Genomic DNA, 26,300 nt, shown 5'->3' on the forward strand with positions numbered 1-26,300 from the left:
CTTGCACCCCCACATGCAAAGTGGCTGTGGGAATGTCAAAATACGATAACCCAAAAAAAAGAGAGAGATAATAGTGACTGTTCGAGTTCGGATAGCGCCAAGTCCTACGGGAAACCTACATATCGGAACAGCCAGAACGGCTGTATTTAACTGGCTATTTGCCCGACACAACGGGGGTCAGTTCATTTTGCGAATCGAAGACACGGATCTGGAGCGATCGCGCCAGGAGTTCACCGACAACATCCTGGATGGACTCACCTGGCTCGGTTTGAATTGGGATGCAGGACCAGTCTACCAGTCCAAGCGTCTGGATCTGTACCAAAACACGGTCAAAACCTTAATCGAAAAGGGGTTAGCCTATCGCTGCTACACTACCCCAGAAGAACTAGAAGAAATGCGCGCCGCCCAAAAAGCCCGAGGGGAAGCGCCGCGCTATGACAACCGTCATCGGAATCTAACCACCGATGAAATCGCCAAATTTGAAGCCGAAGGACGACCCTCGGTGATTCGCTTCAAAATCGACGACGATCGCGAAATCACCTGGAATGACCTGGTGCGCGGTTCGGTCACCTGGCGCGGAAGCGACCTCGGAGGCGATATGGTCATCGCTCGAGGGGCTAGTGGTGTAGGCATCGGTCAGCCCCTTTACAATCTCGCCGTGGTGGTGGATGACATCGATTTGCGAATCACCCACGTTATCCGAGGCGAAGACCATATCGCCAACACTGCCAAACAAATCTTGCTCTACGAAGCATTAGAGGCAGAGATTCCGGAATTCGCCCATACTCCGTTAATCTTGGATTCTTCCGGCAAAAAACTCTCCAAACGAGAAAACGTGACCGGGATTTCGGAATTTAAAGCAATGGGGTTTACTCCAGAAGCGCTGGTTAACTACATGACCTTGCTCGGGTGGTCCGCGCCGGATAACCAAGAAATGTTTACCCTGGAAGAAGCGGCGGACAAGTTTAGCTTCGATCGGGTGAATAAAGCGGGTGCAAAATTTGATTGGGATAAGCTCGATTGGCTCAACAGTCAATATATCCACGAGATGCCTGCCGATCGCCTCACCGATCGCCTGATTCCGTTTTGGCAAGAAGCGGGATACGAATTCGACCCCCAAGGCGATCGCGCCTGGTTAGAGCAATTGAGCGCTTTAATCGGTCCGAGTTTGACCCGGTTAACCGATGCGGTGGAGATGAGCCGTCTGTTCTTTGTCCCGACAGTGGATCTGAGCGCTGAAGGAAAAGAACAACTGGAGCGCGAGGGAGCCACAGCAGTGCTGCAGGCGATCCTCGATGCCCTCCAAAGTCAGGAAACCCTGACCCCATCCGACGCTCAAGAGATTATCAAACGGGTCACCAAAGAGCAAAAGGTGAAAAAAGGTCTGGTGATGCGATCGCTGCGGGCAGGGTTAACCGGCGAAGTACATGGGCCTGACCTGATACAATCTTGGGTGTTACTCAATCAGCGGGAGCTGGATAAAGCCCGCCTGCAAAAAGTCTTATCGGTTGATGTAGAAGAGGGTAGTACCTTGACTGAAAAACCTGCACCGGAAACACCCAAAGACGAGGTGGCGGCACAAACGCCTGCCCCAGGACAACCTCCCGAAGTCCCGGCTCCATCTGGGCCTAAAGCCCCCAATGCCGATGTGGCGGCTGAACCGAGCGTCCCCGCACCCCCTGCGGCGGCGATGACCACGGAAACTCCGCCCCCGAAGGACAAGAACGAGCAATTCGAGCGGATCAAGGCACAGGTTGTGGAAATCTTGTCTTATTTACCGGATTACGTCACCAATTTTGTCAAAGAATACCAAAAACCCCTGATCACAATTGGTCTGCTGTTGGCAACCTTGGTTTCTCTGAGGGTCTTGGTGGCGGTTTTGGATGTACTCAATGGCATTCCATTGGTACAGCCAACGTTTGAAATTATTGGTTTGGCATACGCGGGTTGGTTTATTTACCGCTATTTACTCAGTGCCTCTACTCGCGAAGAGTTATCGGTCAAAATTGAGGAAATCAAACAACAAGTGGCGGGACAAAATCCCCCAAACTCGTAAGCCAGGGTAAGTTTATTTGCGGAGGGGAATTCGGCTATTCGGCTAGCAGTCCCCTCCGTTTTTATTGGGCGTTGGTTGTCTATATTTTTACACTTAAATTGCATAAACTATTGATGATTTGTAAGCAACAGCCGGCGTGGGTTTAAACCCACGCCTAATAGCGCAAGTCGGTTAAAACCGACTGAAATGCGTTTACTGTAAGGTTTCGACTCGGTTAAAAACTGACTTGAGCTATGAGGCGGGGATTAAAATACCCGCCGGATCGTGGGGTGTAAAAAAGCTAATGGAGGGTCGGCACTGCCTAGCCTAAAACTGCAAAGTATGCAATTTAGATGAAAAACAGGCGAGAGAGAAGGAAAAGGCGAGGGTAGGGCTTGACAGAATGACTAAAGTGTGTATAAGGTTCCGAATCTGAGCCAATCGCAGTTAGGTGAGTCGAAGCTGCATCCCAGTGATAGAGGGGGTTTTGGGCAGGCGATCGCGGATTGAGTTGCACCGATCGCGCGGCTTATGTTAAATTTGATTAAGATTCTTAATCCGGAGCGCGAAATCTGCATCGAACCCCCGAGAGCCAAAGGCAGGGGCGTGGCAGAAAACCACCGGGCTTGAATGTGATAAGAAAAACAGCCGTTGCGCGATCGCTGCAACTTAAACTAGCGCTGAATCAATATGTCCAAATCCATATCTAGAGGCTACTGCCAATGAAATCTACTTGGAGAATAATCTTACTTTGGGCTTTGCCCGCCTTAGTCATTGGCTTTTTTGTCTGGCAGGGAATTTTTTCTTCCTCAAGCATGAACATGGGGAACAACACCGCCAGTACCCGAATGAGCTATGGTCGATTTTTGGAATACCTCAACGCCGGACGAGTGACCCAAGTCGATCTCTACGAAGGGGGACAAACGGCGATCGTGGAAGCCGTAGATCCCGAACTGGACAACCGGGTACAGCGCTTGCGAGTGGAACTCCCGGGCAACACGCCGGAACTGATTACCCGCCTGCGAGACGCCAATATCAGCTTCGACTCGCACCCAGTTCGCAATGATGGCGCGATCTGGGGATTGTTGGGCAACTTAATCTTCCCAGTCCTCTTACTGGCGGGATTATTCTTCTTGTTCCGCAGATCCAGCAACGTTCCCGGCGGTCCGGGACAAGCGATGAACTTTGGCAAGTCGAAAGCGCGCTTTCAAATGGAAGCCAAAACCGGGGTCATGTTTGATGACGTGGCCGGCATTGAAGAAGCCAAAGAAGAACTGCAAGAAGTGGTCACCTTCCTGAAAAAACCGGAACGCTTCACCGCAGTAGGTGCCCGAATTCCGAAAGGCGTGCTGTTAATCGGCCCTCCCGGAACCGGGAAAACCTTGCTCGCCAAGGCGATCTCCGGGGAAGCCGGGGTCCCGTTCTTCAGCATCTCCGGTTCGGAATTTGTGGAAATGTTCGTGGGTGTCGGGGCCTCTCGGGTGCGCGACTTGTTCAAAAAAGCCAAAGAAAACGCCCCTTGCATCATCTTTATCGATGAAATCGACGCGGTGGGTCGTCAGCGCGGCGCGGGTATCGGCGGCGGTAACGACGAACGGGAACAAACCCTCAACCAGTTGCTCACCGAAATGGACGGGTTTGAAGGCAATACCGGCATTATCATCATCGCCGCGACTAACCGCCCCGACGTACTGGATCAGGCTCTCTTGCGTCCGGGCCGTTTCGATCGCCAAGTGGGCGTGGATGCACCGGATATCAAGGGTCGCTTGGAAATTCTCGATGTCCATGCCCGCAATAAAAAACTGGCCAATGAAATCTCCCTGGAAGCGATCGCCCGTCGCACTCCCGGTTTTACTGGCGCAGATTTAGCTAACTTGCTCAACGAAGCGGCCATTTTAACCGCCCGTCGGCGCAAGGAAGCTATCACCATGCTCGAAATTGACGATGCGATCGACCGAGTAATCGCCGGCATGGAAGGCACTCCCCTCGTCGATAGCAAGAGCAAACGCTTAATTGCCTATCACGAAATCGGCCATGCGATCGTCGGTACCTTGGTCAAAGAACACGATCCAGTACAAAAAGTAACCTTGGTTCCGCGCGGACAAGCTCAGGGTCTAACCTGGTTTACCCCAGATGAAGATCAAACCCTGGTCTCTAAATCTCAATTAATGGCCCGGATCATGGGCGCATTAGGAGGTCGCGCGGCGGAAGAAGAAATCTTTGGCGATGCAGAAGTAACCACCGGTGCGGGAGGCGACTTACAACAGGTGAGTTCTCTGGCCCGTCAAATGGTAACTCGCTTCGGCATGTCCGATTTAGGTCCGCTTTCCCTGGATACCCAGCAAGGAGAAGTGTTCTTGGGTCGCGACTTGATGACGCGATCGGAATACTCTGAAGAAATCGCCTCTTTAATCGATGCTCAAGTCCGCACGATTGTCGATCGCTGTCACGAACAAGCTAAACGGATGATTCGCGAAAATCGCATGGCGATCGACCGTTTGGTAGATATCTTAATCGAACGGGAAAGCATTAACGGGGACGAGTTCCGGCAAATTGTTGCCGAGTACACGGAAGTTCCGGAAAAAGAACAGTTCGTGCCCATCCTCTAATCTCCACCGGACTTTGATTGGCAGGTTTCTACCTGCCATCACCCTCCCTTCGCCCGCCTCTGCGGGCTAATTTTTTGCCCGCTTTCTCCCAAACCCACATCTCAAACGCGCGGCGCAAAAACCCTCCTAAAGACGCGATTTATCGCGTCTCTACAAGAAGTGGGCAAATTGCATCACCCGGTGGCGGGGGTCACGTACCTTCAAGGGTCTGTGCGCGCTCATTTTTTGCCCAATTCACTGGGGGGCGGGGTAGTTTCTTCGGTGGGCACTAACCCTTGCACCACTAACACGCAACAGTGCGCGTTATGGATGACATGATTGCTCACGCTTCCCAATAACATTTCCCGCATTCCTTTGCGCCCTCGGCGTCCGACTACAATTAAATCTGCTCCCCAACTCACGGCTTCTTGGCAGATTAATGACCCCGGATCCCCAACTTTGCGATCGTACTCGGTGGCAATTCCTCGGGCGGCGGCTTTGTCGGCGCAGGTTCGCAAGTATTCTTGCGCTTGTTCGTTTTGCGCGTCAATTCTTTGTCGCTGCACTTCGGGAATGGTTCTGCCGGTGGAGGGCACTAACCCCATTCCGGTTCCCACTACTGGAGGCACGTTGGCGGTGGCTTCGATTTCTACGGTGTGGAACACCATCATTTGGGCACTCTCTTTTTGCGCCAGATCCACGGCTCGATCGAGGACGAGATCGGCTAGGGGCGATCGGTCGATCGCAACTAAAATTTTATGATAAGTCATGGGTTCTATTCCTCTATCTTTTCTCCGGCGCGATCGCAAACCCGACTTGACTACAGTTCGTTGTTACGATCGGCACTACTTTTAGCCTATCAATCTTGTTCGCTTCCTGACATCTACACAAAGAGCGATCGCCTCGCCTAAATCCCGCCCAATTTTCCCCCCCCCGGGCTACCCCCAAACTACCCGCTTTTCAATTCCGCCGTTAACCCTCTCCCAATCCTCATGTGTGGACGATTTAGCTTCTATCAATCTCCCGAAACTGTCGCCGAATTATTCCAATTGGCGCATGTTCCTCAATTCCCCCCGCGATACAATATTGCGCCCACTCAATCCGCCCCCACCATCCGCCACCCACGTGACTCGTCACAGCGCCAGTTTCATCTGTTGCGCTGGGGTCTGATTCCCCCTTGGGCAAAGGATGCAAAAATGGGCGCAAAATTGATTAACGCCCGGGCGGAAACCGTTACGGAAAAACCTTCGTTTCGCTCGGCGTTTCAACACCGCCGCTGCTTGGTTCTCGCTGATGGGTTTTATGAATGGCAGCCCCAACCCCACGGCAAACAACCGTTTTATTTTCAACTGAAAAATGACCGGGCGTTTGCTTTTGCTGGTTTGTGGGAACGCTGGATTTCTCCCACTGGGGAGGCGATCGCTTCTTGTACCATTTTGACCACCCAGGCAAACCAACTCTTGCACCCCATCCACCCCCGAATGCCTGTGATTCTTCCCCAAAACGCTTACGATCGCTGGTTGACCCATTCTACCCCGGTCTCTCAATTACTCCCGCTTCTGCGCCCCTATCCCACCGATGAACTCCTCGGTTATCCGGTGACTCCGCTGGTGAATAATCCAAAAATCGATAGTGCCGAATGCATCCAATCCCTACAGCAGTGAATTGGCAAAAAAAACCGCAATATGTTACCCTAAATTCCCAGAGAAATAAGCCCTAAAAAAACATCGCGCCTTTATCGATAACTCTCACCCGAATCGCGCAATGACTGCTTTCGATTACCCACCCCTAACGGCAATCTACGAGCAAATTCACTACCCCGATTTTTCCCAATTACTTGAAGGAATCGAGGAATGGAATCAGGCGGCTACAATCGTTACTGCGGATTCTCTTCCCCACCACCCGGGGAAAATTATCGTCACCACTCGCCACGCCCTAGGGTTAAGTTGGTTGTTTTCTCAGTTGAAAGAGCGGACAATTTTTCCGGAGTTAATTGCCCCGGAAACCTTTTATTTCACCCTGGCAAAAGCGGTGTTAAATTATCAATATCATCGACTGAGCGAGGCGCAAAAATGTCAGTTCAAAGGAAAAGAAAAAGCGGCGATCGCGGCTATTTTAGGGGACAATTTGGCGGAAGTGGCGCTTCCCAATAGCGGGATAAATGTTAATTGCGCTGCGGGAGATGACGCGACGCCGCAAGGATTGCTGCAATCGGCGATCGCGGCGGCGAACCACATGTGGCTCAATTCGGCGGTGGAACTGTTTGTTTACGGTACCCTAATGCGGGGAGAATGCAATCATTTCTTAATGGAAAAGGCACAGTTTCTCGCAACGGATGCGATCGCCAATGCAGAGTTATTCCATCTCGGTCCTTATCCTATGTTCGTCTCGGGCAATGGGGTGGTTTATGGAGAACGCTATCGGGTTGCGATCGCGGCAATTCCGACCCTAGACCGTCTGGAAGAACATCCGGACTATTATCGACGCCGCTGGGCGACTTTAACTAGCGGGAAGCGGGCGTTGGTTTATGAAGGATTTCCGCAATATGTGGAAGGCTATCCGCGTATAGTTGGAGGCAATTGGAAAGGGCGATCGTGAATTCTAATTTCTATAATTTGACAGGTAAACGAATAGGAGGAATTTGTCTATGACTGGGCAATTGCGCCACTATCGACTGTTTGCTTATGGCTCTAATTTGTACCCCCAGCGCTTGCGATCGCGACTGCGCCATTGGAACGGGCGCTTTCAACTGGCAGCATTACCCAATCACGAACTGCGGTTTAACAAGCGATCGCTCAAGTATGTGGCGGCGGCAAATGTCGTGCCTCATCCCACCCGCCAAGTGCGGGGAATTTTGATAGAGGTGAATGATGCTGATTTGCAGGCGATGGATAAGTGCGAGGGCTATCCAGTATATTACGATCGCATCTGGACTGGATTTCGTCTGGCGGATGGCTCTCACGTGGAGGGCTATGTTTACCGCGCAACCCCGGAATGGGTGGAAGAAGGAAAACGTCCGATCCGTGAGTATCTCGACTACGTGACGCGCGGCGCAAGTGCTTGCGGTTTGCCGCCAGATTATATCCGGGCGATCTCCCAGTTGGGCAGTACGCACTTCGCCTGAATTTTGTATAAAGCCCAAAAAGGAACTCAGCGCCGTCTGTAAAATCTATGACGGCGCGGTTTCGTCGGCGTACCCACTTTATCTCACTTAATGTAATTCGGATTGACTCGTGGGATGTTACGGTTAAATGGGGTGGGGAGAGACTACCCTGCCAGAGAATGCAAACCAGTATCACTGGCAAAGCAGAAGCCACCCGCAACCGATTCCCATGCAGGGTGGAAGGAATTAAAACTCGCGCAGAACCGAGCAATCCATCATACTCTGAAATTGGCAATCTTTGATGATAATGTGACGCTTTGCATCTAGGGCGATCGCGCCTTCTTTGCGTAACTTACCCAGGATCCGGGTCACGGTAACGCGACTGGTACCGATCGCGCTGGCAATTTCCTGATGAGTCAAGCGAACCATCAAGCGAGTTCCTTCATTGACGGATTGACCCATTTCCTGTTTCAATAACATTAACAACTGCACGATCCGATCTTCTACCCGTCGCTGTCCGGCGATCGCTAACATGGCTTCCACCTGACGCAGACGCCTCATCAGTTGGGGAAACATTTCCTCGGCTAAATGGGGGGTAGTTTCTACTTCGCGCAACGAAAACCACATCAGGTGGACGTGGGATAGCGCCTTTGCCTGATACGTCTGCATGCAACTAAACGAGGGACTAAAACACATCGATGGCCCGACCCAGCCGAGAAGCCCATCTTCTCCGGTGGGATAAAGGGTACTCAATTGCACCAACCCCTGGGCCACTTGCCAAATCCCCGGCCCTAACATGGGAATCTTTTCCCCTTTGGCATAAAAATGCAACGCCTTCTCTTGATAAATCTGCCACTTATCCATCTCCTGGATTTCCTGCATCTGTGCGGTGGGTGCTTTTTGCTTTGATGATTGCATGAGAACGTCCCTTTAATGAGAATAATTTGCAGTAAAGAGTCCGTGGCTTCCCCCATGTGGTAAGGGTTTTTTTACTCTTCGCCGAGAAAAGCCGTTTTAATCTTTCAGTTCATCTTACTCCAGATGCAAATAATTGTCATCTAGCTTGCGAAAATCTTTACAAAACTTTACAAATATCAGGCGAGAGAAGAGGGAACGGCTGAAATGCCCGTGGGATATCGCCGCCAAAAGCACTACCTGTAGGGTAGGCAGCGAGTTGCCCACCCTACCCGTGGGGTATGTTGCGGTTGTCCTGAATCTATCTACTTATAACCTATTGACAATTCATTATAAATAACAGATAGATGTTTGAATCGAGTTTATCAAATTGCAGATAAGGAGTTGAAAATGCTAGAGAGATATCGCCGAGTTTGAAGTAAGACTGTTGCGAGAGTGGATTGTAGGGAGTGAATGCCCGAAAATCTAGAGGCTGGCTACTGCGATCGCGTTTTTCTATTTTAAGTGAGATAACGCAAAGTATCTAAGCGGAGGTATTAGGGAGATAAATAAAATCCCAGAAAACAGCATTAAGGCGGATTCTGGTAAATATAAAAAACGTCAACCGTCACCATAAGAAGCCATGACGGCGCGGGTTCGTCGGTGCGGCAGCAATACTCACTTAGCGAGAGATAGATGGTCTCATGGGATGTTACGGTGACGTTGGGTGGGGAGAGACTACCTTGCCAGAGAATACAAGCCAGTGCCACTGGCAAAGCAGAAGCCACCCGAAATCGGTTCCCACGCGGGGTGGAAGGGATTAAAACTCGCGCAGAACCGAACACTCCATCATACTCTGAAATTGGCAATCTTTGATGATAATGTGACGCTTTGCATCCACGGCGATCGCGCCTTCTTTGCGTAACTTGCCCAGCATCCGGGTCACGGTAACGCGACTGGTACCGATCGCGCTGGCAATTTCCTGATGAGTCAAACGAACCATCAAGCGAGTTCCTTCATGGATGGATTCGCCGATTTCCTGTTTCAACAGCATTAACAACTGCACCAACCGATCTTCTACTCGTCGCTGTCCGGCGATCGCTAACATAGCTTCCACCTGACGCAGACGCCGCATCAGTTGGGGGAACATGTCCCGGGCTAAATGGGGGGTAGTTTCCACTTCGCGGACCGAAAACCACATCAAGTGGACGTCGGATAGCGCCTTTGCCTGATAAGTCTGCATACAGCTAAACGACAGACTAAAACACATAGATGGCCCGACCCAGCCCAAAAGTCCCTCTTCTCCGCTGGGATAAAGCGTACTTAGTTGCACCAATCCTTGGGCTACTTGCCAAATCCCTTGGGCTAAGATGGGAATGTTTTCCCCTTTAGCATAAAAATGCAACGCCTTCTCTTCATTAAGCTGATGGAGATTGGCTTCGAGAACTGTGTTGAACGTTGGGGGCATACTTTTACCTACCAGTCAAGAACACTGGTTACAAACTTTACCTTTACTTTAAACACTTAAGGTAAAGACGAGGTAATCATTTGATTACGTCTATCCTAAGATTTGCTTTAATTTTGCCGATCCGGAGGGTTTCCGCTTAAATTGTTTGTTGTTAATTGTTAATTTTGAATGACAAATAAAGAACCGAGACTGCGAGATTCTCAATTCTTGATGCCAAAGGTTTGTTTTGGCGGAAGTATTTTCCGTGGGAGAACGAAAACCCTTATTCTTCCACCACCGGGATAGGATGGAGCAATTCGGCGCGAAAAGCGGTGCGGGTTTCCGCTTTCATGTATTTCTGATGCAAAGGCTGCCAATTCAACCAAAACTCGTATCGCGTTTCCCCCAGTTTTTCCGCCAGGGTAGGCAGTTGCTTGGCGAGGTTCGACTGGAAGACATCGGTGAGAGTTTCGGCTAACACGACACTATCTTGCATATTCCCCAAGATATCTTGAATCGATTTCATATCATCCACATATTCTGCAAATGCCGAACCATAGAACTCAGTAAACAAGTTCATTTGATAGCGAACCCGCTTCACTTGCTTGCGGAGGTCGTGCAACACTTCTCCTTGCTTGGCGAATTTTTTTTCCACAGCTTCAGGGCTGAGATTTTCGATTTCCATTTTGCCGTCTTTCCAATTAACGCCAATCGTCCACCCGGGGTGAAGAAAAAGGGTGCTGACTTCGGGCAAGAGTAAATCGGGTAGAACCTCTTGGATGGGAAACTGAGCCATTGCTTCATAGCGAGGATTTTCCAGCCACGCGCTCAACTTTTCTTTAAACGATAGATATCGGTTTTCTTTTAAAGTTGAGCTAACCACGCGGAAGGCATGACGACGTTCTTCGGCTAAGAGTTCTAAAGCCTTTTTGAGGGTTGCCTTTTCTTTTTTGGGTAAAGCGGGTTGGTAGCGAGTTTCGATCGCCTCGAGCAGCACATCGAGGTCGCGCAGCATTCCGAGACTGCGAGAGATTTTGCCAATTTGTTTTTCCCGGGCGGCTTTGGGCAGATGTAAAGCTGGTGCAAACCCTTTCACTGCCGATCGCAGACGTCGCATTCCGACTCGCATTTGATGGAGTGCTTCTGGATCGCGGTCTTCGAGAACATCTTGTTCGTATTTAATGGTTTTCTCGAAATGCTTTTGAACGGCAATTGTCGCCCAATATCCTAGGGTGTTAGTTGGCATGGCTTTTTCAAGTTTCATCGAGAAGGCACCCTCCTAGCACTGAGTGGAACGATAAAATGCTGCCCCTGCGCTTACAGCATTTGGATGAACGATAGCTTATTGTACCACAACCCCCTTTTGAGGAAACTGTACCTCTCGCGGCAACCGTTAGAGAAAGAAAAGAAAAATTATTGCTTCACAAATTCGGCATGTTCTCGCCAGGGTGGGGTGGTGATATCCAGGGGTTTGCACACCCATAAATCGTATTGAATCGAGGTTTGGCCGGTTTGGCGATGTTTGAGAAAAGGCTTGCCCGTCCAAATTTGGCAGCTACAGAGCTGTTTGGGTTCTTGGATAATAAATCCGCCGTCAGTGGGTTGGATTTCGAAGAATTCGATATGCCAATGGGCTGGTTCTACTGCGACATATTCGCAACTGCTACGGTTAAGAGTGTCCAGGTCCGGGGTGTAGGGTTTGATGGCGGTGGGGAGGTAATCGATATCGAGCAGATAGGAGTTAAAACCGAGTTGGCGCGCTTGTTCGACCACCTGATGCCAATCGTGAATGGGGGTTAACTCGCCATCGCGCGGGGTACGATCGGCGAAGCAGTAACCGCCCAACAACCAGAGGAGTTGGGAGAGGATATTTTCGAGCCGATCGCGATCGCGATCGAGCAAATCCACATCTTCTGGGAGCAGGATTCGCCCGGGAACCACCCACCAATATTCCCAAGAGGTTTCTGCGTCAAAGGGAATCAAGCGTTTGACCACGCCGGGAATGCGATCGCGCAGTTGAACTTGTTTGATTTGCTCCGGCGAGGCGTGCTGGAGGCTGGGAATGGGGAAGCTGAGGTGTTTATAAAGGGGGTGCCTCGGCGCGATCGCCTCTTCGGGGGAAATAAACGAATTGATATCTAAATTTAGGGGGTCGGTGTAAAACATGATTCATTTCCTTTACTCTCGACAAGGTATAATTCCTACCTTTAAGCATAAATCTCCAGGTCTGCATCCGCCTAGTTTTGACATCTTTAATTAAGCTTTTCTTTGGGATCGCGCCGTAGCGATCGCGCCGAGGCGAAGGTATCGTTTTTATTTTAGTTTGCATTTGTCATCCGATTAGCTGGGCAATGCCTGGTTTGCAACTTTGCACTTTTGTAAGCAAATTTTTTATAAACTAAATTCATACTGTGAGAATTGTTCCAGAAATCACCTCCAAGGAAAAATGCAAATTAGATGTAAAAGCGGGGGAGCCAGGGAGGCGATCGCGCAGATTGGGGGAGGCGTGCCCCTGGGGGGGGGAGAAAAGCCAGCCGGCGAGTGCATCCACCATCAAAAAACCGCCAAAAACATTGAGCCTGCCTACCACTGCGGGTTCGATGCCAACAAAGCGGTTGCTGCCTTGGCATCCAGGGGCTTAGAGAAAAAATACCCTTGACCGTACTCGCATTTGAGCGCCCGCAGGCCCGCCAATTGTTCCGGGGTTTCCACCCCTTCTGCCACCACATCCATTCCCAGATTGTGAGCCAAATCCACGCAAGTGCGGACGATTTCGAGACTTTCCGACTCCATACTCATGCGCGAGACAAACGACTTATCGATTTTCAGGGTATCGATGGGCAAGCGCTGCAAGCGACTTAAAGACGAGTAACCGGTGCCAAAATCGTCGATGCATAACTGAATCTGTTGCTCTTTGAGCTGCAAGAGCAAAGCCGTTGCGGATTCAGCCGCCGCCATAATTGCCGTTTCGGTGATTTCGAGCTTCAAAGTCTCCCCCGGAATACCGCTTTGTTGGAGAATACCATCGATATGCTCGAGCAATCCCGGATGAGCGAATTGAACCCCGGCGAGATTGACGCTCATGGTTAACAGCGTGGAAGCGGAAGACAAAGGAGCGTCTTCCCAGGGGAGTGGGGAATTGGCGATCGCCCCCGAGGGCAATTGGGCGTGCCACTGACGCAGTTGGCGGGCGGCTTCTTCCAGTACCCAGGCACCCATCGGCACGATCAAGCCAGTACCTTCGGCGATGGGAATAAATTCTCCTGGACAGACCAAACCTCGGGTGGGGTGTCGCCAGCGAATCAGGGCTTCAAAACCGGAGATTTGCCCGGTGCTGAGCTTGACGATGGGCTGATAATACAGTTGCAATTCTTCCCGTTTCAGGGCGCGACGCAAATCGGTTTCCAGTTGCAACATCGCCAATGCGCCGGCATGCATGTCCGGTTCGAATAACGCGGTGCGACCGCCGCCCATTGCTTTGGCGTGGTACATGGCGGTATCGGCGGCGCGCAGGTAGTCTTCGGGTTGGTTGAGGGTATTGGTTGCGGAGTAATCCCACAGGCGATCGCCATGCTCATCCGGTGGAGAAGGGGAAGCGCTGGCGTTGCTGCTGCCTACTGCTACGCCGATACTGGCGGTGGAGAACATTTCATGGCCGTTGATTTCAAACGGCAAAGTCAGTTCTTTATGAATTTTATCCGCCACTGCGGTGGCATCGGCGATCTGGTGAATATTGTCGATCAGGATGGCAAATTCATCGGTACCCACCCGCGCCAGGGTATCTTTTGGTCCGAGACAGGTGCCGAGGCGTCGGGCGGTGGCGCTGAGCAGGCGATCGGCCACCAAATGGCCGAAACTGTATTTCACGATCCCGAAGCGATCGAGGTCCAGGAACAGGACTGCAAATAAATAGTTGGCTCGTCGTTTGGCATGGCGCAGCGATCGCCCCAAACAGTTGAGAAACCAGGCTTTATTCGGCAGTCCGGTGAGGGGATCGTAGAATGCATTGTACAGCAGTTGCTCTTCGGCTTGCTTGCGTTCGGTGATATCATGTAACACGGATAAATGCAAGCCGGGGATAAAGTTAGCGGTGGCGGAATATTCCACATCTCGCATTGTCCCGTCAGAGCGCAGGATTTTGAGTTCTCCGGTGGCGCGACTTTGGGCGTAAAAGTTGGATAAGGCTTGTTCTAGGTCGCAGGGAGACTCGATAAACTCTACAATCGAGCGACCGATGAGTTCCTGGTTGGATAAGCCCAACAAGGTGCAGGCGGCGGGATTGACGGAGACGAACTGGCGATCGTCGTTAAAGATGGCCATCGCGTCGAGGGCGCTCTCGAATAGGGCGCGCAGTTGTCGTTCGCTAGCGCGCAGGGCCACTTCTGCCACCGAGCGCGATCGCCGTCCTGCGGCTTCGCGCAGTTCTCGCTCGATCGCCGGCACTAAGCGCGCCAATTGGTTTTTCATAATATAATCGTGGGCGCCGGCTTTCATGGCGGCGATCGCGGCATCTTCGCCAATTTGTCCGGAGACGATGATAAACGGACAGTCCAGCCCGCGTTCCAATGCGATTTCTAAGGCGTGTGGGGCGCTGAATTGCGGCAAGGCATAATCGGCCAAAATTAAGTCCCAATGTTGGCGATCGAGCGCGGCTTTCATCTCCGAGGCGGTTTCCACTCGTTCGCAGGTTAGCTCATACCCGCCGCGTTTGAGTTCGCGCAGTAGCAACATTGCATCATCCACGTTGTCTTCTACGAGCACGACGCTCAAGCGTAGGCTCATCTTCCTTATCCCTCCATCCCAGAATGTTTTGATGTGGCCAGGTACGGTTAAACCCCCGATCGGGGCTGGGATTTTCCACATCCCTTAGCCAGTGTGAATTGTATTGCCTCAATTTGAGCCTGCTGAAGAATGGGGATTTCTAAATCCTGGCGCGGTACTTGTGTTTGAGAGTTGAACTGCATAGCTTGCGCAAAGGGCGATCGCTGCTGGGTAACTCAATTTTAAGGCATTCCATCGGAAAAAATACCTTGCAGATGGTAATTCCTCAGAGGGGCGTTTCCCCGCAAGGGGCGTTTAACGGGTGAAAATAGGGGTCTGAAAAAGGGAGGGGAGAAGTCACTCGCGCCCAATGCAAGCTCAGTCCCGATGACAATGACTCCTTTAAAACAGACCCTTGCCAGCAGGATGCGGTATGACATCGTTTCCCATCTAGTGTCCGGGGAATGGTTCGATTGCGCCAATGGGGTGTTACCCCTCAATGGGTTGCGGACGTTATTCTGGATTTTCTGAGTTTTCCCACCCCACCTGCACCGGTGGGATTTCGTTCCAAACCAACCAATATCGCCCTAACTGATGAACCGCTTGGACGAATTGCCCGAAATCCACTGGTTTGCAGACGTAGCTATTGGCTCCCAGTCGATAGCTGTCGATCAGGTCTTGGTCTTCGTTGGAGGTGGTGAGAACCACCACGGGGAGTAGGGCGGTGCGCGGATCGGAGCGCATCCGGCGCAAGACTTCCAAACCATCTAATCTCGGCAGTTTCAAGTCGAGTAATATCAAGTGGGGGGCGATCGCCGGATCTCTGCCTGCATAAGTCCCGACGCCAAACAGATAATCCAACGCTTCCACCCCATCATTCACCACCACGACTTCGTGAGCTTGATCGATCTTGTTCAAGGCCATCTGAGTGAGTACCTGTTCGTCAGGATTGTCTTCCACTAGCAGGATAACTTTGCGAGTCATGGCTTTCTCCTGTAAAGGATATGGGGCGGGTTGGGCGTTAGATGCAACTCCCCAACATGTTACGATTTTATTGTAGATGTATAGTGGAGAAAACCTGCTTTTTTTCAGGTAAACTTAACAATATCAAAATCGGGGGTGAAAGGTTAAAACAAATGGAAGCGTTGCGTCAAGGAGCCAGAGGATCGTTAGGAAAAAGCTACCCCCACAATCCTCCCTTAAATCCTCGAACCCTCAATCGGTACAAATGCGCCGGATATTAAGTTTTACTTCAGGGTTTTTTAGCGCTGCTTACCTGGGGCGGCTGTAGGGTAAAATAGAAGGTAGAACCGCCACCGACCTGGGAGTTCGCCCAGACTTCACCGCCGTGGCGATGCACGATTCGCGCCACAGTGGCTAACCCAATGCCGGTTCCTTCAAAGTCAGAGCTTTTATGCAGGCGTTGAAAGGGGGTAAAGAGTTTATCGGTGTAGGTCATATCGAACCCCGCCCCATTGTCGCCCACGAAATAAATCGGCAGGGTTGCGCTCTCGAATTCCTGGTTTTGCAAGAGTCGCTCTAATATGAAATCGGGCAGGGATGAAGGGTCTGTCACGCCAAAGGTAATCCGCGCGTTGGGAGTTTTGCTGGTAAATTTCCAGGCATTGCCTAGTAAGTTGTCTAGCAGCACTTGCAGCAAGTGAGGGTCTCCTTCGGCGACAATTTCCGAGGGAATCTCAACCCCTACGCAGCGATCGCCGTCACTCTGTTGCTTCTCGGCGAGGATGCTGCGGGCAATCTCTGCCAGATTTACCCGCTTTCTTTGCATCTGGGTGCGACTCACCCGGGACAAACTCAGCAAAGCGTCAATTAATTGACCCATTTTTTGGGTGCCGGCGCAAACCCGATGCAAATAATCTTTCCCCAATTCATCTAGGGCGGAATCGTAATCTTCTAATAATGCTTGGGAAAAGCCATTGATAATTCGCAGGGGTGCGCGCAAATCGTGGGAAACGGAATAGCAAAAGGCTTCGAGTTCTTGATTGGCAGCTTGCAGTGCGGCGGTGCGCTCTTGCACTCGCTGCTCTAGCATGGCATTGAGTTGGCACATTTCGGCTTCAATGTGCTTGCGCCAGGTGACGTCTTCGATGGTGACTAATGCATAAGGAGATTTGCCGGAAGCATCGCGCAGCAAACAGGCTCTTAAAATCGCCCAGAGTGTTTCGCCATTTTTTTTCACATACCGTTTTTGAATGGTGTAGGAGGGAATTTCTCCGGCAAAAATTAGCCGCGAAAGCTGTCTTTGGGTTTCTACATCGTCGGGGTGGGTAATCTGGGAAACGGTGGTGGCATTGAGTTCGGATTCGCAATAGCCAAGCATGTGACAGAGCATGGAATTGACTTTTAAGAATTCTCCGCTTTCGCCAATTAGTGCCATCCCCAGTCGCGCTTCTTCAAAAATTTTGCGAAATCGGGCTTCGCTTTGGCGCAGTTCGTTTTCTGCCCGGATGCGATCGCTGATTTCATGTTCAAAAATTGCCAGTCTCGCTACATTGCCGAGGCGATCGAAAATTGGATAGAGATAGGAGTCGAAATATCGACCGTAGCGACTATCTTCAAATCGGGTAGGTTGGCCGGTTTCCACCACTCGTTCTACATGCAGGCGGCGCGATGCTGCCACTGAGGGGGGGAGAGAATCGTAAACGCATTTTCCCATCAGTTCGTCTACGGATTTGCCCAGTCTTTTGGCGGCGGTTTGGTTGGCAGCTAATACGATTCCGCTCGGATAGATGAGCAATAAGGATTCGGTGGTGGCATTGAGCAGTGCCCAGGCGGTTTCTTTGCTTTGTCGCAGGGCTTCTTCGCTGCGTTTGAGGGGGGTAATATCGCGAAAAATGGCCAGGGTGCCGACGATGTTTCCTCCACCGTCGGCGATCGCATCTACTTGCAACCAGGTGGGAATAATTGCCCCGCCGCGCGTGCGGATGTCCACTTCTCCATGCCAGGATTGACCGCTTTTTAGGGTTTCGATCGCGGTGGTTGCTTTGTCTGAATCGGCGATCGCCACTTGGAACCCACCTGCCGCATTCAGTTCTTCTAGGGTATATTCAAATAAGTGGCGAAAGGCGGGGTTTTGGTAAATATAAGTGTGGGTAGCATCGGCGATCGCGATCGCGTCGCTGGCACTTTCTACGGCTTTGGCAATCCGCAATATTGTTTCTTCGCTGCGCTTGCGATCGCTGATGTCGCGCACGATGGCTTGGATTCTCCCGTCTTCTACTTTTTTAGCACTCACTTCGATGGGCAAGCAGGTGCCATCGCCTCGCATCCGGTGTCCTTCTACCAGAACCGGAATCCCTCGTTTCAGTTCCGCTAAAGGCAGGGATTCGGTGACTAAATCGGCGGCAGAGATGAGCTGGCTAATCTTTTTTTGTAACAGCTCTTCGCGACTCATTTCTAATAGTTCGCACCCTCGAGAATTGATTTCTGTGAGATGCCCGCGCTCGTCAAAGACTAAAATCCCGTCTGAGGCTTGTTCTAGCAACATTTGGTAGTGTCTTTCGCTGCGCTTTTTGGCTTCGATGGCTTGCTGGCGCGGGGTCATGTTTTCCAGCATGGCTAATGCATAAATCGGCTGCCCTTTTCGATTCCAAATCGCGCAAATGGTGAGTTTTATCCAAAGGGTTTGTTTGCTTTGGTTGACGTAGGGTTTTTCGATTTGAAAGTACGGAATTTCTCGGGTAAATAGCTGTTGCAGCGGTTGCCAATCTGCGGCGATATCATCGGGATGGCTGAGTGCGGACATCGGTTTTCCGAGCAAGTCTGCTTCGCGAGCATCGAGCATTTGGCAGAACATGGGATTGACTTTGATGAGTTGATAGTTTAAGTCGGCGATCGCCATGCCCAGCGGGCCTTGCTCGAATATGGTTCGGAAGCGCTCTTCACTGTCTTGCAGCGCTTTTTCGGCTTGCTTGCGATCGGTAATATCCCGACAAGTGTAGATCAGGGTACCATTGTTAATCGCTACCCGCTTGACGTTGATTAATAAGTTGTGTGCTTTGCCTTGTTTATCGGTGATTTTCCATTCTAAATTGGAAAGTTGTTTGAACTCGATCGAGCAAATATTACCTGACTGCATCACCCATTCAAAAAACCCCTTACCAAAAAAATCATTGATGTGTTTTGTCCTTTCTAGGTGATAGCCGCGCCCCTGAAATATATTCTCTACGTTGGGGCAAATATAGGTAAGTTCCCCCCGGGAATCGCTGATGAAAACGCCATCGGAAATATTGCTCAGGGTAATCCGATGAAGTTCTTCCGACTCGCGCAAGGCTCTCTCGGCGCGGATGCGATCGCTAATGTCTCTCACTATTGAGATTAAGTTTCCTTCGTCACTTTTGACCGTGCGAGCTTCAAAATAATAACAGCGATCGTTCAGATCGATTTGGTACTCAAAGCACTGGGGGGCTTCGGTTTTCACCGCGCGATCGATACTCTGCATTACTTGCCCTGCCAATTTTGCCGGCAAAACCTCCGTCACCTTTTTCCCTAAAAACTCCCTCGGAGGCACTAAGGTTTCAAAATTAGGGGCGGGAATATAGTCGAGATAAGTGCCATTTTGGTCATGGGAAAATATCGCATCGGGAATCGCTTTTAAAATGGCTTGGTTTACCGCTTCACTGTGGCGCAGGGATGCTTCGGTTTGCTTGAGCTGGGTCACTTCCACCACCATCATCCCAATCCCGCGCACTCGATTTATCCGATCCTGAATGGGGAAAAAAGATGCCACCCAATGTCGGATATTTCCCGGCGAATTGAGCATTTCGCTGCTAAATTCCGTTTGGCATACTGGCGTTCCCTTTTCGATGATGTCCCGTAATAGCGGTTCGATGCGCGGGGCAATTTGGGGTAAAATTTCTCTGTAGGTTTTGCCCACATGGGTGGTGACGGAAAACCCCTGTATGTCAGCTAGGGTTTCGTTAATTTGCACGAAACGCAAGCTTGTGTCTAAAATGGCTAAGCCGGCAGGGGCAGAGGTAAAAAAGGCATTCAGATGTTCTTGCAGGGAGGTAAATTGCCGTTTGAGTCTTTTTTGTGCGGTGATGTCTTTGGCAACGGCATAGATATATCCATCCTGATTGCGCGATATTTTCCAGGATAGCCAACGATAAAGCCCATTTTTATGGGAAAACCGATTCTCTATCTGGTACGTTTTCCCCGCTTGGCAGTTTCGATCGAGAATCCGGGTGGTGTGGATATCCTCGGGATGGATAAAGTCACTCCAAGGTCGCGATCGCATCTCTTGTGCTGTCCATCCAAGATGCTGTTCCCAGTTTTGACTGACTTTCTCGCAATATCCCGACGGTCCTCTGATGCAAAACAATTCCGAGGACAAGTTCATCAAGCGCTGCATTTCTTCTCCAGAGATTTCCTCTGTAGAAGGGTTGGATGTTGTTAATTCGTTCATGGGAGTCGCGATCGCCTGTTTCTGGTTCCATCGGTCCTCTCTCCCCCAATCCTAAAACCCCATCTGTTTGATTTGCGCTTCATTCCGGAGTTTTTTTATCATTCCGTCACAACCTTTGTCGTGAATCGGGTTCAATGAGGTTTTGCCTACTTTTTTGTCCGTGGAGCAGATGCTGCCACCCTCGGGGGAAATGAACCGCCAACCAACCCATACTATCCCTTTTCCCCGAAACATTTTTGTAAAGCCGGACACACTTTTACCGCGATCGCTGTGGTTAAAATACTATAAAGGATAATTATTATCTCAATGGCTCGACAATTTCCATCTCGTGCAGGCTAAAATAAATAGCCGACTGTTGCTACAGCAGGCTACCATCGTGATTTAACTAACTTCCGCCATGTTTCTCTGGTTCTCGCCAAACGCTTTCCCGTTTCATGCTTGAAAATTTATAACGCGATCGGCAGGCAGTTTAAGTCCTGAAGGAGGATTGGAATGCGCGATCGCCTCCTCGATCGTTCCCTGTGAATATTTTAACTTGGGAATCTCTTGAGTCTTGACAGGTGCAACCGAATCTTTACCATGAGAATAGTCAATCCCCCGATACTTGTACTGAATGCTTTTTTGGGGAATTTCCATATGTCTCGGATAAGCGATTTGCCAATTCACACCCCGATAATTCCCGGTGAGTTCCCCCTCAACCCCATCCCATACAGGGACAATGGTTTCGTAACTTCTACCGCGATAAAATAATTGGTTTTTATGGGTCATTGGTCGTTTGTTACGGGTCATTTGTCGTTTGTCATTGGTCAATGGTCATTGATGATTAGAAATTCGGGAGGTTGTCTTCCGGGGTTTCTTTGGATAAATTGACTTCCGATGCTAAGCGAGTGAGCATGGAATCCTGACGATGTTTCTGCTGCTGACGATTCCGCCGAATCAGCATCCGCGCTTGTTGGTGCATACTCATATCCGTTCCTCCAGTTCAGAATTTGCCTAAAATTTCTGTAAAATTCGTTACTAAATGCATGATAACCGGAGAAGATGCATTTGTGGGTTAAGGATGGGTAAGGATTGAGTTAAACTTGCCCAGGTGTTGGCTGGCGTAAAAATTCGAGATAAACAAACTGCAATGTTGCGGTTGCAGATAGATTGACGGGCGAGGGGATGCCGGGGAGGAAAGGTGGTTTTTTGGGGATTTCGGGCATTGTATAAAATTACCGAAAGCCGATCGCGAGGGGTACGGCAATGCCGTACCCCTATGTTTGAGCAATAATAAACAGACCAGAGGGCATGAGATAGGTGTAGCCCCGATTGTATCCCAGGGCGATCGCTCAACTCAACGCTGTTTCATTAACAGCGGGCGGACCACGGAATAACCGATGGCAAATGCACCGACCACAATCAGAATCACGGCGATCGCCAACCACAAGCCATTGGTATCGGACGATCGCATCTTCCTCGAACCGGTACGCGGACGAGTTTCTCGCTGTTCGGTAAACAACGGTTGCGAACCGCCTGCATTGCGATCGAGTTCGTCGATCGCAAACGGGGAACCCGAGGCCCCCGGTCCTGGACCGCGATCGCTGGCGCGGGGGGGCGCTGGTTTGGCTCCTTGGGGTTCTGCTGGCAGGTTGGCATGAGCGGAAGCTACCTGCGGACCGGCGGATTTCATCGGTTCCCAGGAGTCTACCACCTTCTGCAAATGAATTGCCGAATGCACCACATTTTCAATTTCTTGGCGCATTTGTTGATTTTGCTTAACTAACTGCTGATTTTGAGTATTGAGCGAGTCAAGCATTTCCTGGGCCGCTTGTAATTCGGCAACCACTTCTCGATACAGAGAAATCGGCACCGACGGAGAATAGGATTGACTGGAACTCGGGGGGGTTGGTGGGGTTGGCGGCGCGTTGCCGGGAGTTGTAGTATTTCGCATAGTGGCTTAGTGGTAAATCATCGAAGGACTCAATGCGATCGCAAGTGTTTTCCTGCTCGCGACGATCTTCTCTATGCCTCAGATTACAGCAAGCTCAACCCCGATTCGTCAAGAAATCCCCACAAATTTCTCCGGCAAATGCTACTGCCAACTGACAAATTGTCGGTTGTTTATTCTTGATTGTCTATCAGTTGCCGTGGCTAGTTTGCCCCCGGGTCTGGTAAATCCGTGAAATTTTGACCCCCACTGAAGCCAAAAACGAGAAACTCCCGGCGTCGCAGCAAACAGCTTCCCTGTGAAAATCCCTCTCGACTACTTCACAGATTACTTTTTTGTCGCGGGAGTTTATAAAAAAAATATAAAGAAACGCCAGGGGTTCGGATTTTTTCAGAGAAAATAGAGTTCTACTTCCTCTCAGTTGACCCCGAATTCTCTCCCTTTCCGGAAGATAGTCCGCTGACCATTTCCTCAGATTTAACGTTCACTTTACATCAGATGTTGCATACCACTACCCTAGAAAAATTCACCACCAACCATCTGTCGGAACTAGAAATTGTACTGACTTGCAGCAGTCCTCAGCCCGAGTCAGAAAAAACAGAAAAGCTGAAACGTATGTTAGAAAAGTCGGTGTATTGGCCGGCTCTATTAAACTTAGCCAATCGCCATCGGGTCACGCCCCTGGTGTATGCCGGTTTCAACCCGCTAAAGGAGCGAATTCCGCCGAAAATTTTCCAGCAGTTGCACCTAGATTTTCGCCTAAACAGCCGACGCAGTTTATTGTTGAGTGGGGAACTGATAAACCTGCTGAAGTTGTTTGAAAAAGAAGGAATTGTTGGAGTTCCTTTCAAAGGAGCGGTTTTGGGAGCTTCAGCTTATGGGAATTGTTCCTTGCGTCAGTTTACCGATATCGACCTGTTAATTCGCGAAAAAGATATCGAGAAAGCGAAAGCGGTGTTGTTGGCCCAGGGATATGGGATGAAAATCGAGCGGATCGAACTGACTGCGGAACAGGAGGAGAAATTTTTGCGATCGCGGGATATTTATCATTTCGTTCGCGAAGCCGCTTATCCGTTCGTTCATCGGCGAAAAAAATTGGTGGTGGAACTTCATTGGGGAATTATGCCGAAATATTTTAGTTTTCCCCTGGAAACCGAAGCCTTTTGGAATACACTGCAAACTGTGACGATTTCCGGTCAAGAGGTGCCCTGTCTTTCCCCAGAAACCACCCTTTTTGTTCTGGTGGGACATGGGACGAAAGACTGTTGGGGGCAATTGGCTAGAATTGCCGACATTGCATACTTGATTCACAGCCACCCCGAGCTTGATTGGGACCGAATTCAAGAACAAGCGCGGTGTCAGAGAGTGCAGAGAATGCTCGGATTGGGGTTAAAGCTGGCGTCGGAATTATTAGGAATTGATTTACCCGAAAATATTCAAGAGAAACTGAACCGCGACCCCAGCTTGAAATCCCTCGTCCCTTGGGTTTATCAACAATTGTTCGACCCGCAATTCAGTTCCGAACCCGATGGCACCCAGACCCGATTTCACCTGCAAGTTAGAGAACATTTTGCCGATCGCCTGAATTATTTTGTCCAACTTGCAACCACCCCAACCACATCAGACTGGTTGTTGTTACCGTTAGCTGAGTTTCCCCGATTTCCCTATTATTTTCTGCGCCCCTACCGACTGGTGCGCGAACAAATTATGAAAGTTATGCCAAAACAGAGCCATTAATCTAGCCAAATCGCTGTTCGATGAAACCCGGGAGAATTGCGATCGCTTTAAATTGTTGAAAGCGGGGTTTTATGGGAAAAACCAGATATGCTCTCGGGGCGGGTTTCCGGTGACAAGCAACCGCGCGGCGATCGCGTCCATTTGACCCCGCTGTGATTTTTCTCCATTTCATTTTTTTTGCTTTATAAGCGCAATAATTAAAGCAACGCCCGCTTGATTCAAAGCAGGGGGGTAAATGCTCTCAGATATCCTTTTATCATCTGGGTTTTAGCAGAGTTTATCCGGATAGAGTTTCCTGCCGTAAAATTGCTGCATTTGAAACACAAAAACTCAAAATAGTAAGTGACAAAAATCCCATTGTAGGCTGAAGGATACATCCACTCGAAAAAAACGGCTAAATCCCTTGACAAGGGGAAAAAATAAGGTTAATTTAGGGTTAAGTTTGGTGAAAGACCTTGGATATATCTGGCTAAAATCCACCCAAACCGTTACCGAGGCATTGTAGTTTTCCCTGCTTTGCCGTAATCTACTGTTGTAGAACACAGGTAAAATTGAGGTCGGGTTTTGTCAGAATAGTAAAGTCGTAAGGGTTAAGTGGCTCGATTGGCCCACAGTTTAAAGCAAAACTCAATTTTGACTCATGCAGTAAATGGCTGGAAAATAAGCAATCGATGTCACCCATACTTTGCCGATAGATAAGGTCGAGCGATCGCCAAACGGATATCGTTTCTAGATATAGCCAAACGACAATGAACGTAGCGCAAAAATACAGAGTCAACAGTCCTAAAGTGGTTCACGAAACCATTGATGGAGAAGTGGTAGTGGTCAACTTAGACAAAGGGGACTACTATAGTTTTCTGGCAACCGGAGCCGAAATTTGGGAAAGTCTGATCCAAGGAACACCCAGCAATTTAGTGGTAGCAGAAATCCTAAATCGCTACGAGGGAGAACCGGGTCAAATCGAAAATTCAATTCAGGAATTTTTAGACAAACTGCAGCAGGAAGAACTGATTGTTCCCGCATCGAGTGACTCATTGACCTCGGAATCTTCATCCAGTCCTGCTGCGGAGAATGCTTCTCCCCCGCAAAAGCAGCCTTTTGAAATTCCTACCCTGCAAAAATACACGGATATGGAAGAATTGCTAGCGCTAGATCCCATCCATGAAGTGGATGAAATGGGATGGCCGAACGTCAAGCAATAAACGAAAGTGGACCACAAGCAAATCGGGGTTGAGAGAGATGCTCAGCCCCAAAAAATTCAAAAGGATAGAGCAAAAAAAACGATGGCGATCGAGCATGATTTAGGGCAGGAAACCACCTCTTTGAACAGTGACGAACAAGCGCCCCTAGATTTTTTTAATGCGGTGTACGCGCGTTACAAAACCGCAGAAACGGCATCGGAAGGGCCTGTGGAACGGTTTTATAACCTAGGGGGGCATAAAATTCGCTTGTGTTTTGCCGGCCAGGCGTTAATTCCTTATTTGACCCCGGCATTAGGGCATTTAGAAATCGAACCGATTGTTAATCCAGAACTGACCGTTTGTTTGTGGGATAGCGAATCCACCCAAACGGTTATGCCACCACCCCCGTGGTCGAAAGATTGCTATCATCCCAAACGGGGAGAAATTATCGGGTATAATACCGATCGCATTCATACCAGTTTTCAATGGGGGTCTTACGCTTTAAGTGTGTTAGATCGCGATCGCAACTTAGGGATTTACTGGGTGTCCACCGCCAAACAAATTCCCTATTGGGAAACCGGTTCTCCCCTGCGAACCATTTTTAATGTGTGGTTGAGTCAGCGAGAAGTGCAACTGGTGCATGCCGGTGCAGTAGGACTTCCCGAAGGCGGGGTTTTGCTCACCGGAAAAGGCGGTTCTGGAAAATCCACCTCAGCATTAGCCTGCTTGAATTCTAACCTTTTTTACGCCAGTGACGATTATTGTTTGATTTCCCCCACACCAACTCCCACGGTATTTAGTCTTTATAACACGGGCAAAAAAAATGCCGATGATGTAGAACGGTTGCCCTTTTTAACTTCTGCCATTCGCAATCGCGATCGCCTCGCAACCGAAAAAGCGCTTTACTTTATTCATCAAGCATTTCCCGAAAAAATCCTCACCACTTTCCCAATCAAAGCCATTCTCATTCCCCGAATTGTCGGTAGCAAAGACACTCGATTGCAAGCCACCTCATCCACCACCGCCTTAACCGCACTGGCTCCGAGTACGATGATTCAATTACCCGGTACCGGAAAAGAAGCCTGCCAAATGATGAAAAAAGTCGCCGATCGCGTGCCCTGTTACGAACTTCAATTAGGCAGTGAAATCGAGCAAATTCCACAAGTCATTTTCCAACTTATCAGCCAATAAATACA

At 49.9% G+C, this 26,300-nt stretch carries 21 protein-coding genes; 9 read left to right on the forward strand and 12 right to left on the reverse strand.

Annotation, left to right across the window (positions count from 1 at the left end; all coding sequences use genetic code 11):
- Positions 1 to 73 precede the first annotated feature (73 nt).
- Positions 74 to 2,056, forward strand: a complete 1,983-nt coding sequence (gene gltX / locus LKK83_RS16685) for a glutamate--tRNA ligase (RefSeq protein ID WP_324632359.1) — start codon at positions 74 to 76, stop codon at positions 2,054 to 2,056.
- Positions 2,057 to 2,757: 701 nt separating this feature from the next.
- Positions 2,758 to 4,644: an ATP-dependent zinc metalloprotease FtsH2 gene (gene ftsH2 / locus LKK83_RS16690; protein WP_324632360.1), complete on the forward strand. Its 1,887-nt coding sequence runs from the start codon at positions 2,758 to 2,760 to the stop codon at positions 4,642 to 4,644.
- 218 nt (positions 4,645 to 4,862) lie between these two features.
- Here ftsH2 and LKK83_RS16695 read toward each other — a convergent pair whose 3' ends face one another.
- Positions 4,863 to 5,393: a universal stress protein gene (locus LKK83_RS16695; protein ID WP_324632361.1), complete on the reverse strand. Its 531-nt coding sequence runs from the start codon at positions 5,391 to 5,393 to the stop codon at positions 4,863 to 4,865.
- Here LKK83_RS16695 and LKK83_RS16700 point away from each other — a divergent pair.
- From LKK83_RS16700 to LKK83_RS16715, 4 genes are all read left to right on the forward strand, one after another.
- Positions 5,382 to 5,534: a hypothetical protein gene (locus tag LKK83_RS16700; protein WP_324632362.1), complete on the forward strand. Its 153-nt coding sequence runs from the start codon at positions 5,382 to 5,384 to the stop codon at positions 5,532 to 5,534. The genes LKK83_RS16695 and LKK83_RS16700 overlap by 12 nt on opposite strands.
- 81 nt (positions 5,535 to 5,615) lie before the next feature.
- On the forward strand, positions 5,616 to 6,287 hold the full coding sequence (locus LKK83_RS16705) for an SOS response-associated peptidase (RefSeq protein ID WP_324632363.1): 672 nt from the start codon (positions 5,616 to 5,618) through the stop codon (positions 6,285 to 6,287).
- Positions 6,288 to 6,387: 100 nt separating this feature from the next.
- The gene (locus tag LKK83_RS16710) at positions 6,388 to 7,221 is read left to right on the forward strand and encodes a gamma-glutamylcyclotransferase family protein (protein WP_324632364.1); all 834 of its coding nucleotides are present in this window, start codon (positions 6,388 to 6,390) and stop codon (positions 7,219 to 7,221) included.
- 49 nt (positions 7,222 to 7,270) lie between these two features.
- Entirely contained in the window at positions 7,271 to 7,747 is a 477-nt protein-coding gene (locus LKK83_RS16715) for a gamma-glutamylcyclotransferase family protein (RefSeq protein WP_324632366.1), read from the forward strand.
- A gap of 225 nt (positions 7,748 to 7,972) precedes the next feature.
- Here the strand turns inward: LKK83_RS16715 and LKK83_RS16720 are convergent, their stop codons facing one another.
- The 10 genes from LKK83_RS16720 to LKK83_RS16765 form a co-directional block, all read right to left on the reverse strand.
- Positions 7,973 to 8,644, reverse strand: coding sequence for a Crp/Fnr family transcriptional regulator (locus LKK83_RS16720; RefSeq protein ID WP_324632369.1), 672 nt, complete (start codon positions 8,642 to 8,644; stop codon positions 7,973 to 7,975).
- Between the two features lie 796 nt (positions 8,645 to 9,440).
- Positions 9,441 to 10,088 (reverse strand): Crp/Fnr family transcriptional regulator, encoded by a 648-nt coding sequence (locus LKK83_RS16725; RefSeq protein ID WP_324632370.1) that lies wholly within the window; start codon positions 10,086 to 10,088, stop codon positions 9,441 to 9,443.
- Positions 10,089 to 10,350: 262 nt separating this feature from the next.
- Positions 10,351 to 11,331 carry a CHAD domain-containing protein gene (locus tag LKK83_RS16730; protein WP_324632371.1) on the reverse strand — a complete coding sequence of 327 codons (981 nt, stop codon included), beginning with the start codon at positions 11,329 to 11,331 and terminating at the stop codon, positions 10,351 to 10,353.
- Positions 11,332 to 11,480: 149 nt separating this feature from the next.
- A complete protein-coding gene (locus LKK83_RS16735) occupies positions 11,481 to 12,233 on the reverse strand; it encodes a hypothetical protein (protein WP_324632372.1) in 753 nt (250 codons plus the stop codon).
- Between the two features lie 417 nt (positions 12,234 to 12,650).
- Positions 12,651 to 14,849, reverse strand: a complete 2,199-nt coding sequence (locus LKK83_RS16740; protein WP_324632373.1) for a putative bifunctional diguanylate cyclase/phosphodiesterase — start codon at positions 14,847 to 14,849, stop codon at positions 12,651 to 12,653.
- 492 nt (positions 14,850 to 15,341) lie between these two features.
- On the reverse strand, positions 15,342 to 15,812 hold the full coding sequence (locus tag LKK83_RS16745; protein ID WP_324632374.1) for a response regulator: 471 nt from the start codon (positions 15,810 to 15,812) through the stop codon (positions 15,342 to 15,344).
- A gap of 268 nt (positions 15,813 to 16,080) precedes the next feature.
- The gene (locus tag LKK83_RS16750; RefSeq protein ID WP_324632375.1) at positions 16,081 to 20,256 is read right to left on the reverse strand and encodes a PAS domain-containing sensor histidine kinase; all 4,176 of its coding nucleotides are present in this window, start codon (positions 20,254 to 20,256) and stop codon (positions 16,081 to 16,083) included.
- A 432-nt stretch (positions 20,257 to 20,688) separates the two neighbouring features.
- Positions 20,689 to 21,024, reverse strand: a complete 336-nt coding sequence (locus LKK83_RS16755) for a DUF4278 domain-containing protein (protein ID WP_324632376.1) — start codon at positions 21,022 to 21,024, stop codon at positions 20,689 to 20,691.
- Positions 21,025 to 21,079: 55 nt separating this feature from the next.
- Positions 21,080 to 21,223: a hypothetical protein gene (locus LKK83_RS16760; protein WP_324632377.1), complete on the reverse strand. Its 144-nt coding sequence runs from the start codon at positions 21,221 to 21,223 to the stop codon at positions 21,080 to 21,082.
- 369 nt (positions 21,224 to 21,592) lie between these two features.
- Positions 21,593 to 22,189 carry a hypothetical protein gene (locus LKK83_RS16765; protein WP_324632378.1) on the reverse strand — a complete coding sequence of 199 codons (597 nt, stop codon included), beginning with the start codon at positions 22,187 to 22,189 and terminating at the stop codon, positions 21,593 to 21,595.
- A gap of 495 nt (positions 22,190 to 22,684) precedes the next feature.
- On the opposite strand from LKK83_RS16765, the gene LKK83_RS16770 reads away from it, so the two are divergent.
- A complete protein-coding gene (locus tag LKK83_RS16770; protein WP_324632379.1) occupies positions 22,685 to 23,923 on the forward strand; it encodes a nucleotidyltransferase domain-containing protein in 1,239 nt (412 codons plus the stop codon).
- A 1-nt stretch (position 23,924) separates the two neighbouring features.
- Here LKK83_RS16770 and LKK83_RS16775 read toward each other — a convergent pair whose 3' ends face one another.
- A complete protein-coding gene (locus tag LKK83_RS16775; protein ID WP_324632380.1) occupies positions 23,925 to 24,095 on the reverse strand; it encodes a hypothetical protein in 171 nt (56 codons plus the stop codon).
- Between the two features lie 577 nt (positions 24,096 to 24,672).
- On the opposite strand from LKK83_RS16775, the gene LKK83_RS16780 reads away from it, so the two are divergent.
- Positions 24,673 to 25,125, forward strand: a complete 453-nt coding sequence (locus LKK83_RS16780) for a PqqD family protein (RefSeq protein ID WP_324632381.1) — start codon at positions 24,673 to 24,675, stop codon at positions 25,123 to 25,125.
- Positions 25,126 to 25,206: 81 nt separating this feature from the next.
- Positions 25,207 to 26,295, forward strand: coding sequence for a hypothetical protein (locus LKK83_RS16785; RefSeq protein ID WP_324632384.1), 1,089 nt, complete (start codon positions 25,207 to 25,209; stop codon positions 26,293 to 26,295).
- Positions 26,296 to 26,300 lie beyond the last annotated feature (5 nt).

It is taken from the genome of Phormidium sp. CCY1219, assembly GCF_035615515.1.
Classification (GTDB): domain Bacteria; phylum Cyanobacteriota; class Cyanobacteriia; order Cyanobacteriales; family Laspinemataceae; genus CCY1219.